Below are 11,428 nucleotides of genomic sequence, written 5' to 3'. Positions count from 1 at the left end.
GTTTATCTCTGGCATTCTGTTCTGTTCGGCTCGACCGAGCCGCCCACACCGGGTGAGACACCATCGAGCTGCCCGCCGGGGCTGGCGAGGGGTGGACATCGAGCGCGGCCCCCTGCCGTTCGATGGCCATACCATCCCCGCGGGCAGGTTCGCACCCATTCGCGAGCACATTCAAGACATACGGTGCGCGAATTCGGCGCGATCGGGTAGCGTCGCGCACAGCTTTTCGGCAGTGGCACCGGGCATTGGGACCGCCAGGACGCAATTCGGTGGTGGAGGGGGTTTCGCATGCGCACCGATCTCGAGGCCGTACCGGCTACCGAGTCCGAACCGGCTACCGAGGCCGTACCACGGCTCACCGAGGTGGTAGCTCGTCGGCTCGCGGAGGATCCTGCCGTGACCGCCGATGTCTCGCATGCGGTCCTGCAAGCTCTCGGCACCGAATCCGGCGACCGGACAACAGAATTCGATGGTTCCGGAATATTCCTGCGCGCCATCCGGGTACGCGGCTTTCGCGGCATCGGCCCCGAGGTGTCGCTCGAGTTGCCGCCCGGCCCCGGCCTGACTCTGGTGGTCGGGCGCAACGGCAGCGGCAAGTCCAGTTTCGCCGAGGCCGCCGAATTGGCGCTCACCGGCGGAAACCGCCGTTGGGAAGGACGCTCGGCGGCCTGGCGGGAGGGCTGGCGCAACCTGCACGCCGGTGACGCGCGAATCGAGCTGGAATTGCTCACCGCCGGACGCGATTCCGAGCTGACCATCACCAAGGAGTGGTCGCCCGAGGCCGCCCTCACCGAGGCGCGCTGGACCGAACGGCGACCGCATGCCGCCCCAACGGATTTCGATGCCGAACGCTGGTCGGGGCTACTGGATTTGTATCGCCCGTTCCTTTCCTACAGTGAGCTCGGCGCCTTGGTCGACGGCAAGCCGAGCGATCTGTTCGACGCCCTGCACCAACTGCTCGGTCTAGACGAACTGACCCTGGCGCAGGAGCGGATTCGCGCGCGCCGCCTGGAACTCGAACGTGCGGGACGCGATTCACGGCAGGAACGCCTCGAGCTGATAACCGCGCTGCAACAGGTGGCTGATGATCGCGCCGCCCGGGTGGCCGGACTGTTGCGACCGTCTCAACCCGATTTGCCAGCCGTCGGCCGGGAGGTATTCGGCACTGCCGACGACCCGTCCGGACCTGCGGGTCTGCGGGCGATCGTGCGCCTTGCGGTACCCACCGGAGCCGAGGTCGAGACGGTGGCGGCGCGGCTGGAAGAGTGCGGCGAAGTTCTGGCCCGCGACACCACTGCCGACGCCGAGGCCGACCTTCGGTTGCTGGAGTTACTGCGGCGCGCGCGCGAGCATGTCGTCGCGAGCGGTATCTGCGTTTGCCCGGTCTGCGGACGTGGGGACTTGGACGATGCCTGGGCGGCGGAAGCGGATGCCTCGATCGCCGCGTTGACGGCGCGAGTCGACGCGCTCGCGACCGCGCGCGCCGAATTGCGCGGAGCCGTTCGCGCGGCACGCGCATTACCGGAACATGTTCCGGCGGAACTGGATTTCGACCCGCGCTACCCGCCCACCGTCGACACCACCGCGGTTCGCCGGGCGTGGGCCGAATGGGCCGCGCTGGCCTCGGCCGACTACACCACGGACCTTGCGGACCGATTGCGCGGCGCGCACACGCGACTCGTCGATGAACTCGCCCTGCTGCAGCAGGGCACGCGCAAAGAGCTCAATCGCCTCGACGAAGTCTGGTTGCCCCTGGTGCCCAGGATCATCGCCTGGCTCGACGGTGCCCGGCGGGTGGCCACCCAGGTCGGCACCCTGCGCACGGTGAAACGGGCCGAGGACTGGCTCAAGTCGGCTACCGCGGGATTACGCGGCGAACGAATGGCTCCGCTGGAGACGACGGCGCGCTGGGTCTGGCACACCCTGCGTCAGCAGAGCAATGTCGAGCTGGGCGCAATTCGCTTGCAGGGCAACGCCGGAACCGCGCGCCGGGTATTGCTCGACGTCACCGTCGACGAGGTCGACGGTGCGGCGCTCGGAGTCATGAGCCAGGGCGAATTGCACGCGCTGGGCCTTTCGCTGTTTCTGCCGCGTGCCACCGTGGAGCAGAGTCCATTTCGTTTTGTCATGATCGACGACCCGGTGCAGGCCATGGATCCGGCGAAAGTGGACGGTCTGGCCCGGGTACTCGCCTATGTCGCGTGGACGCGGCAGGTGGTCGTATTCACCCATGACGAGCGGCTGGCCGAGGCGGTGCGCCGACTGCAACTGGACGCCTCCGTACTCGAGGTGCAACGGCGCGAGCGTTCGGTGGTCGAGGTGCGGGTGTCGAGTGATCCGGTGCGCCGCTATCTCGACGACGCGCGTTCGCTGGCCCGGACCCCGCAGCTGCCGCCCGCGATCGCTGATGAATTGGTCGCCACCTGCTGCCGGTCGGCCGTCGAGGCGGCCAGCCTGGCCAGGGCCAGGCGCAATCTGCTGGCCGAGGGCATGGACCATCGGGAGGTGGAGCGGCACATCGAGGGCGCGCACACCACCCGCGCGATGGTCGCGCTCGCGGTGATGGGGGTCTCCGGGCGGGTCGACGATCTCAACAAACACCTTGCGAGAGAGGGTAAATGGGTGGTGGACGCGCTGCGTGACGCGACGGCGGGCGCGCACGTGCCGATCGGGCGCGGCATGCGCGAACTGATCGCGGATACCGACAGGTTCGTCGCCTGGTTGCGCGCGTGAGCGCGCGGCAGGGGTCGCGTCGCGGCTCCGGTAAGGGTGGCCCGCGCCGCGGCGCTGCGGGCCGGGGCGCGGTGGCGCGCAGGCCGAGACCCACGGTGGCCGATCGATTCGATGCCGTGGACCGGCTGCTCGACGGAACTGTCACCGACGCCGACGGTCTGTGGTCGCGCGCGACCGTGTGGATTCTGCGACTGGCTCTCGAACAGTGCGTCGATGAACTGTGGGCGAGGGTGGCCCCGGAATTGACGCGCTGTCCGATGCGCGCACAGCTCATGGCATTACGGGTCTTCGCCGGACCTGAGACCGCCGCGCAGGTGGCGACGGTATGGTCCGCGCTCTCGCGCGCCGCCCACCATTACGACTACGAACTCGCGCCGAGCGTCACCGACCTGCGCCGCTGGCGCGAGCAGACGGCGATGATCGCGACGGTGCTGGCGACCACAGATGTTCGTTGAACGCCGCGTTCGCCGGCCCGCCGTGCGGTGTGCCACGCCGAGCTTGCACGATGTAAGGATGGGTGCAGTCGAGGTATGTCCGTGTCGGCGCGGGGAGCCGCTCGCGGTGTGCTGCGGGCCGCTGCTGGTGGGGGAGCGGGGCGCGGCGACGGCCGAGGCGCTGATGCGGTCGCGATACACCGCGTTCGCCGTCGGGGACACCGACTATCTGCGCCGGTCCTGGCATTCCCGGACCAGGCCCGCGCGCCTCGAACTCGATCCCGCGCAGCGGTGGCTACTGCTGGAGGTCGTGCGTACCGAACGCGGCGGTCCGTTCGACGACATCGGCACCGTCGAATTCATCGCGCACTATCGCGCCGATGGCGAGCGCGGTTCGCTGCACGAGGTCAGCAGGTTCGTCCGTGAGGACGGCGCCTGGGTCTACCTCGACGGTGTCATCGAGCCGTGACCGGTAGCGTGCCACCCATGCCACGTGTCGCGATCGAATACTGCACACAGTGCCGCTGGCTGCTGCGGGCAGGCTGGATGGCGCAGGAACTGCTCAGCACCTTCGAGACCGACCTCGGTGAGGTCGCACTGATCCCCGGGTCGGGTGGCGTTTTCCGGATCACCGTGGACGACCAGCAGGTGTGGGAACGCAAGGCCGACGGTGGGTTCCCCGATATCGCGGTGCTCAAGCAGCGGGTGCGCGACCGGGTCGCGCCGGACCGTGATCTCGGCCACGCCGATAAACACGATTGATCCAGCGTGTCAGCGTATCGGCCCGCAATCGGTAAGAGCGTCCAACCAGTCCCGCTTGCGGTGTCGACGTACCCTCGGAGAAGAGATTACGAGGCGTCTGACCCGAGCGGAGCAAATTTCTAGCATCCGCCTGTGGTCGTGGGCAGGAGGTGCGGAAGATGAGCACTCAGTTCGAGACCGAACCGAGCTCGGATGTGGACGGCGCCGAGCCTGTCGCACAAACAGCGCATGGGCGGGTTCGGGGCCGATGGAATGGCCAGGTCGCCACGTGGCGCAGCATTCCGTACGCGGCCGCGCCGGCCGGGCCGAATCGCTTCCGCCCGCCCCGCTCGCCACAGTCGTGGGAGGGAATCCGAGACTGCGTGACCTTCGGGGATATCGCCCCACAGACCATGGGCAATATGGTTCCGGTCGACTCGGACCTGCGCATGGGCGAGGACTGTCTGTGGTTGAACGTCTGGGCGCCGCGCCGCGCCATCGAGACGCGCGAACCCAGGCCGGTCATGGTGTGGCTGCACGGTGGCGCATACTGCCTCGGTACCGCGGCCCAGGGCATCTATGACGGCCGCAAGCTGGTCGAAGCGGGTGACGTGGTGATCGTCGGGGTCAACTACCGGCTCGGCGCGCTCGGCTTTCTCGATCTGTCCTCGCTGTCGGATGACTTCACGCCTAACCTGGGCTTGCTCGATCAGATCGCCGCACTGGAATGGGTGCGCGACAATATCGCCGCGTTCGGCGGCGACCCCGGCAATGTGACGGTATTCGGCGAGTCCTCCGGTGCCGGATGCGTGACCGCGCTGCTCACCTCGCCGCGCTCGGCGGGGTTGTTCCACCGGGCGATCGCGGAAAGCCCTCCCGCCACAACGGTATTCGGCCAGGAACGCGCGGCCGGTGTCGCACAACGGTTCCTGGAGTTGCTGGAACTGCCCGCCGCACGCGCGATCGAGCTGCTCGAGTGTCCGCTCGATCGCATCGTGAGCGCGGCGGGTGTGCTGCTCGACGAGGTCCCCTTGAAGGAACCGGGCAGGCTGGCCGCCGCGCCAGTGGTGGATGGTGACCTGATCCCGAGCTATCCGATCGATCAGTTCCAGCGCGGCCGCTCGCACCGGGTGCCGCTGATCATCGGCACCAATAAGGATGAGGCGTCACTGTTTCGAGTATTCCGGTCGCCGATCATGCCGGTAACGCCGGACGCGGTCAACGTCATGCTGCGCGACGTGGCGGCCAACCATCCCGAACTATCCCACGAGCGCATCGCCGAAATCACCTCCGCCTACCCGGATCTCGACAAAACCCGTGGTGCGCTGGCCATGTCGACCGACGCGGCGTTCCGTATGCCCGCGCACTGGGTCTCAGATGCGCACGCCACTCACTCGCCGACCTGGATGTACCGCTTCGACCAGGCCACCCCCATGCTGAAGGCCGCCCGGGTCGGCGCGGGCCACGCCACCGAATTGCCGTACGTATTCGGTAACTTCGGCACCTTCAATCACGACCCCACCTTCTGGCTCGGTGGTCGCAAGGTCGCCACCGAAGTCTCCGGCCGCATGATGCGCCGCTGGCTGGCTTTCGCCACCCACGGTGTCCCGGCGGCCATCGACGGTTCCAAGCACTGGCCGCCCTACCACCCGGCGACCCGCACCACCCTGCTGATCGACGCCATCGACCGCGTGGTGGACAACCCGGACCGGGAACAGCACACCGCGTGGGGTGAACAGGCTGTCGGATTCAGCTGAGGCGGTTGGCTTCTCGCACAACCCCGGGACACCTCCCGGGGTTGTGGTCCGGACGCGGCTATACGGCGGTGGGTTCCGGCGCGGGACTACTCGCACGGCGACCCAAACGGACCGGCATGCGTTCGTATCCGTGCAGGGTGAACAGGTTTCGGCGTTGCGGTGGGCCGTCCAGTCGCAGGTCGGGGAAGCGCTCGAAGAGTGATCGCAGGGCATAGGTGGCTTCCATCCGGGCCAGACTGGCGCCAAGGCAGACGTGGATGCCGCTGCTGAAGGTCAAGTGTTCCTTGGCGTTCGCGCGCCCGACATCGAAGGTGCCCGGATCAGGGAATACCTCGGGATCACGGTTGGCGCCGGCCAGCGACAGTACGACGGTACTGCCCTTGCGCAACGAGATACCGTCGAGTTCCACGTCGGTCAACGCGATGCGCGCCGTCGTCTGCACCGGCGCGTCGACGCGCAGCACCTCTTCGGTGGCATTGCCCCACAACTCCGGCTCGGCGCGCAGGCGATCGAGCTGCTCGGGGTGGGCGACCAGTTGCGCCACACCGTTCCCGATGAGATTGACCGTGGTTTCGAAGCCCGCGCCCATCAGCAGGCTCGCGGTGGCCTCGAGCGCGAAGGTATCCAGTTCACCCGCGCTGACCAGGTTGCTGAGGATATCGTCGCCCGGTTCGCGGCGTAGACGTGCGATATGCCCGTCGAGGTAGTCGTTCATCACCTCCATCGCGCCGACCGCGCGACGATAGGACTTCCACGAGATTCCCACATCGAGCAGCGGCGTCGCCGCGTCGCCCCAGTCGAGGAACAGCTGCCGGTCGCGTTCGGGGAAGCCGAGCATCTCTGAAATGATCGCGATCGGCACCTGCGCGGCGAATGATTCGATCAGGTCGGCTGACCCGCCCGATGGCAGCGCATCGAGCAATTCCTCGGTGACGGTTTCGATGCGCTCACGCAGCCTGCCGATGGCGCGCGGTGTGAAGGCCGACGAAACGGGGCGCCGCATCGCGGTGTGTTCGGGTGGATTGATCACCAGCATGGATGGCGGCTCGACCGGACTCGGCGGGAGTGGAAAGCGCTCGGCCAGCTTCTGCATCGGTTTGGGAACGTTGAAGCTTTCGGTGGTGCGCACCCCGAACCTATTATCCCGCAGGATGGCTCGGCACATTTCATGATCGAAGGCGGCCCAGGCGATGGGTGTGCGCAGCAACCTGCCGGGCCCGCGCCCGACCTCGCCGCGTAGCTGCTCGATGAGTGGATATGGATCGGTCTGTCCGCTCGGACCGCCCATCAGCTGGGCGAAGTTATCACCACGTCGAGCCTGGGTGCGCAGCACCAAACGAGGGGCGCCCTGCACCGATAGCCAACGGAACCAATATTGCGGCTTCATTTCTCACCAACCCCATCGTTGTGCGATAACTCCACCGTACGGAAGCCGTGTGCGGTTGTGGAACGTCCTGTGGTCGGACCCCGATCTATACCGAGTTAGGCCGCGGCACCCGCCTCAACGCCGCGCGGTGACCCGCTCGGAGGCCATCCGCCGCTCGTACTGGGCCGGGTCGGGGTTGACGACCTGCACCAGCGAGGCGCCGACAGCCAGCACCGAGACCAGCCCATCTATCAATTCCGCCGGGACATCCCACGGCGTGCTCGACAACACCCGGTCGCCCTCGGAGAACCCTTGCCGCATGGCCGATTTCCTGGCCTCCGAAAGCACCTCGGTCACCGGCATACCGTCGAGTGCGACACCGGCGCCGCGCGGCAGGAATTGGTCGCCGTGCACGCGTACCGAGGTAGCGAAATCGGTGATGCCTACCGGAAGATCACGCACCGGCATGCCGAACGCGTCCAGCGATAACGCGGCAACCTCGGCGACGCCCTCGGTTTCGTCGAGCCGTTCGGCGATGGCGAGCGCGAGATCGGCATCGGGATCGGGCCCGAGCACCACTTCGGTGCCCGCCCACCAGCAACCGAGTAGGACGGCGGCGGTCTGCCAGTGCGCGGGCAACAGCACCGCGACTCTGGCGCCTGGGCTCAGCCCGAATTCGTCGCGAATCAGGTTGGCGGTCTTGGCCGCCCAGTTCGCCAGCGTCAGCCCGGATAGTTCGATCCTGGCTCCGGTGGCATCGTCGTAGTAGGTGACCCGCGGACCCGCGGGTTCGCGTTCGAGGATCGGATCGAGCACCAACTCGGTCAGAGTGAGTGCCTTGGCTTTGTCACGCATCGTTCAGTTCACGCATTTCGGTCCTGTCTGGCCAGCGTCGATCGGTGGGGCGGGCGGAACGGGGGTTGCGGTGGCCGACGATGTCCCGGAGATATCGAACATGCTGCTCGCGGCCGAACCCGGACCAGAATAGTCGCTCGCCACGACGACGCTGATCGATTCTGGGGACAACGACGGATCGGCGACGACCGTCAGCCCGCCGAGCGCGGTGGCCACCGCCTTGGCCTTCGGATCCGATGTCTTCGTGGCCAGCACCCGGCTGCTGGTGACGCTGGAGCCGGAGTAGTTGCCGACCAGACCCTCATGGAAGCCCTTCGATGTCAGGGCCTGCGCCACCTGTCCGGCCAGACCGCCGACCCCGCTGGCGTTGAAGACGCTGACGGTAACCGTGTCCGGATCCACCGCGGGCTCCGCGGGTTCGTCGCTGTCATCGCCGCCGACCAACGCGGACACATACGCCTTGACTGCCTTGGGATCGATCCGGACCACCGACTCGCCGTCGGCCGTGGTGCCGTTGAGATCGGTGACCGGGACCGTCTCGAATTTCACCTGGCCACCCGTAAGGTCTTGCAGCTGTTGCAGAAACGCCAGCACGTCCCAATCCTCGTCCAATACGACGGTGCGTCCGACCGCGTCGCTCAGCTGTTGCAGCTTTCCAGGATTCGCGAGCGTTTTCGCGTTGAGTACCTGCCCGACCAGCTGTGCCATGAAGACCTGCTGGCGAACGATCCGGTCCAGGTCACCGCGCGGCAGGTCATGACGCTGCCGCACGAAGCTCAGCGCCTCGGGGCCGTTCAATCGCTGCGGACCCGCGGGGAATTCCGCGCCGGACATCCATTCGTCGACCGGATTGTTCAGGCACACATCGACACCGCCGACGGCATCGGTGAGCAGCACGAATCCGAGCAGGCTCACCTCGGCGTAGTGGTCGACCGTGACGCCGGTCATATTGGCCACCGACTTGATCAGCGCCTGACGTCCCGCCCGCGTGGACTGCTTGTCCGCATCGACCTCGGAGACGCCCTGGTCGATCAGCTTCTGGCGCTGGGTCTCCTTGGTCGCACCGTAGGCCGAGTTGATCTTGCCCATACCGATGCCGGGGATATCGACATAGGAGTCGCGGGGAATGGAGATCGCGGTGGCGGAGCGGCCGTCGTTGGGGACGCGCATCAGCACGATGGTGTCGGTATTGGTGCCGACCTCGTCGCCCGCGTGCAGCATGGCGCGTTCGTCCTGGCTCAGTGGGTTTCCGTGGGCATCGGTGCGGGAGTCCACCCCGACCAGCAGGATGTCCACGGCGCCGTCGCGGCCACCGCCGAGGCCGAGCCCGCCGATGCGTTCGATGTTGGAGATGAGGGAATCGACGCTGTGCCAGGCGAAGCCAGTGATAGCCAGGACCAATACCGCACCCACCGCGACGAACGCGCGCATCGGTCCCAGGGAGGCGAGGCCGCTATCGCCTCCGGATCGCCGCGATGGCATCGAGGTCCTGCTCCGCTGCGGCAATTCTGCATCCTCTCGACAAACTCGAGCGTTCTTTCGGTCACGCCAGACCGCCCCGTATCTGGTAGCCCCCGCGCCGTTGGGTCCAGGCTAACCAAGGGTTACCGCGCTGGACCTCAACCGCAGGTGTCACGGCGTGCCAGACTTGCCGCGTGACCGTTGTGCCGCCGCCCGCCGCCACCGCCCCATCTCGCCTGATCGTGACCGGCGCACGAGGCCAGGTCGGGCGAGAGATCCTCCGCCTGGCACCCGGCGCTCACGCTTTCGGACACCGTGAACTCGACATCACCGACCCGATCGCCGTGCGGGCGGTACTCGAACCCGGTGACACCGTGCTCAACTGCGCGGCTTATACCGCCGTCGATCAGGCCGAGTCCGATCCGGAAGCCGCCTTCGCCTGCAACGAGACCGGACCGGCCGTACTCGCGGCGGCGTGCGCCCGAGCCGGCGCCCGGCTGATCCATCTCTCGACCGACTATGTGTTCCCGGGTACCCACGACCACCCGTATGACACCACCGATCCGACCGGTCCCGCGACCGTGTACGGCCGGTCCAAACTGGCGGGCGAACAGGCGGTGCTGAGCCTGACAACGCAAGCGCATGTAGTGCGGACCGCCTGGGTGTACGCGGCGACGGGCAGTGATTTCGTCACGACCATGCTGCGGCTGGAACGCGAACGCGACACCATCGAGGTGGTCGATGATCAACTCGGCTCCCCGACCTATGCCGCTGACTTGGCCGCCGCCCTGCTCGAACTGGTAGGCCGCCCGGACGCGCCACGACTGCTGCACGCCACCAATGCGGGTCAGGCGAGCTGGTTCGAGTTGGCCCGTGCGGTCTTCGCCGGAGCCGGAGCCGATCCAGCGCGCGTACATCCGTGCGACTCGACCGCGTTTCCGAGACCTGCTCGGCGCCCGGCATATTCGGTGTTGTCCAACCAATCCTGGGTCGTGTCCGGGCTCACACCGCTGCGGGATTGGCGGGTCGCCCTCGGTGACGCGCTGTCGAACCGGTCCGGCTAGACGGCCGCCGCACCCACGCGCGGGCGCTGAACGGGCGATGCCCGGCCGTGCCCACTAGGCTGGCATGTCGTGAGCGAGCGCACCGAGCGAACCGAAGACACAGCCGAATCCGATTCCGCCGCCCCCGGAGGGCTGGTCGTGGTGACCGTGACGTATTCGCCGGGTGAGCACCTCGAGCACTTCATCACGACGCTGGCCGAGGCCACCGATGAGAAGCCACAGGTAATCCTGGCCGACAACGGGTCCGTCGACGGTGTGCCGGAGCTTGCGGCGGAAGCGAATTCGCATGTGCGACTGCTGCGCACCGGCGGCAATATCGGCTACGGCGGCGCGATCAACAGGGCGGTCGCGGAGATCGATCCGGCGATCGAGTTCGTGCTCATCGCCAATCCTGATGTGCGGTGGGGCACCGATTCCATCGACGAGCTACTCGCCGCGGCGAAGCGCTGGCCGCGCGCGGGCGCGATCGGACCGAAGGTACTCGAGCCGGATGGCAGCGTCTACCCGTCGGCGCGTTCGGTGCCCGGCCTGCTCGACGGCGCCGGACACGCGATCCTCGGCACGGTGTGGAAGTCGAACCCGTGGACGCGCCGTTACCGGCAGGAAAACGAGGAGATCTCCGAGCGGGCAGTCGGCTGGCTGTCGGGTTCGTGCCTGCTGGTGCGACGGGCGGCCTTCGATTCCATCGACGGCTTCGACTCTCGCTACTTCATGTACATGGAGGACGTCGACTTCGGTGACCGGATGGGCAAGGCGGGCTGGCACAACGTGTTCGTGCCGTCGGCCGAGGTAACCCACGCCAAGGGACATGCCGCCGGGCGTCATCCTGAGGTGATGCTGCCCGCACACCATGCCAGCGCCTACCGTTTCCAGGCCGATCGGCATCCGCACTGGTGGCAGGCGCCATTGCGGCTGGCGCTGCGGGCCGGACTTGCGATCCGGTCTCGAATTGCGGTTCGATCTGCGCTGCGTCAACAAGCGCGGGACGCACACTGAATCAATCCACTGTGAACAGGG

The 11,428-nt window shown here is 67.2% G+C and carries 10 protein-coding genes; 7 read left to right on the top strand and 3 right to left on the bottom strand.

Going from position 1 to position 11,428, the window contains the following annotated elements:
- Positions 1 to 288 precede the first annotated feature (288 nt).
- From LKE06_RS01110 to LKE06_RS01090, 5 genes are all read left to right on the top strand, one after another.
- Positions 289 to 2,733 carry an AAA family ATPase gene (locus LKE06_RS01110; RefSeq protein ID WP_227996376.1) on the top strand — a complete coding sequence of 815 codons (2,445 nt, stop codon included), beginning with the start codon at positions 289 to 291 and terminating at the stop codon, positions 2,731 to 2,733.
- A complete protein-coding gene (locus LKE06_RS01105; protein ID WP_227996374.1) occupies positions 2,730 to 3,188 on the top strand; it encodes a hypothetical protein in 459 nt (152 codons plus the stop codon). Before LKE06_RS01110 ends, LKE06_RS01105 begins: the two co-directional genes overlap by 4 nt.
- A gap of 58 nt (positions 3,189 to 3,246) precedes the next feature.
- Positions 3,247 to 3,636 carry a YchJ family protein gene (locus LKE06_RS01100; RefSeq protein WP_227996371.1) on the top strand — a complete coding sequence of 130 codons (390 nt, stop codon included), beginning with the start codon at positions 3,247 to 3,249 and terminating at the stop codon, positions 3,634 to 3,636.
- A 17-nt stretch (positions 3,637 to 3,653) separates the two neighbouring features.
- Positions 3,654 to 3,929 (top strand): Rdx family protein, encoded by a 276-nt coding sequence (locus tag LKE06_RS01095; protein ID WP_227996370.1) that lies wholly within the window; start codon positions 3,654 to 3,656, stop codon positions 3,927 to 3,929.
- A gap of 158 nt (positions 3,930 to 4,087) precedes the next feature.
- Entirely contained in the window at positions 4,088 to 5,665 is a 1,578-nt protein-coding gene (locus LKE06_RS01090; RefSeq protein WP_227996367.1) for a carboxylesterase/lipase family protein, read from the top strand.
- A 58-nt stretch (positions 5,666 to 5,723) separates the two neighbouring features.
- Here the strand turns inward: LKE06_RS01090 and LKE06_RS01085 are convergent, their stop codons facing one another.
- The 3 genes from LKE06_RS01085 to LKE06_RS01075 all read right to left on the bottom strand — a co-directional run bounded on the left by LKE06_RS01085 (position 5,724) and on the right by LKE06_RS01075 (position 9,317).
- Positions 5,724 to 7,052: a cytochrome P450 gene (locus tag LKE06_RS01085; RefSeq protein ID WP_227996365.1), complete on the bottom strand. Its 1,329-nt coding sequence runs from the start codon at positions 7,050 to 7,052 to the stop codon at positions 5,724 to 5,726.
- Between the two features lie 114 nt (positions 7,053 to 7,166).
- The gene (locus tag LKE06_RS01080; RefSeq protein ID WP_227996364.1) at positions 7,167 to 7,886 is read right to left on the bottom strand and encodes a TIGR03089 family protein; all 720 of its coding nucleotides are present in this window, start codon (positions 7,884 to 7,886) and stop codon (positions 7,167 to 7,169) included.
- Between the two features lie 3 nt (positions 7,887 to 7,889).
- Positions 7,890 to 9,317, bottom strand: coding sequence for an LCP family protein (locus LKE06_RS01075; protein ID WP_227996361.1), 1,428 nt, complete (start codon positions 9,315 to 9,317; stop codon positions 7,890 to 7,892).
- Positions 9,318 to 9,541: 224 nt separating this feature from the next.
- Between LKE06_RS01075 and rfbD the strand changes: the two genes are divergently transcribed.
- On the top strand, positions 9,542 to 10,411 hold the full coding sequence (gene rfbD / locus LKE06_RS01070; protein WP_227996359.1) for a dTDP-4-dehydrorhamnose reductase: 870 nt from the start codon (positions 9,542 to 9,544) through the stop codon (positions 10,409 to 10,411).
- Positions 10,412 to 10,543: 132 nt separating this feature from the next.
- Positions 10,544 to 11,407, top strand: a complete 864-nt coding sequence (locus tag LKE06_RS01065) for a glycosyltransferase family 2 protein (protein ID WP_227999225.1) — start codon at positions 10,544 to 10,546, stop codon at positions 11,405 to 11,407.
- The last annotated feature ends 21 nt before the right edge of the window (positions 11,408 to 11,428 follow it).

This window comes from Nocardia australiensis, from assembly GCF_020733705.1.
Taxonomy (GTDB): Bacteria; Actinomycetota; Actinomycetes; order Mycobacteriales; family Mycobacteriaceae; genus Nocardia; species Nocardia australiensis.
Note: the sequence above shows the minus strand (reverse complement) of the source record. Positions and strands in the feature narration are given on the sequence as shown.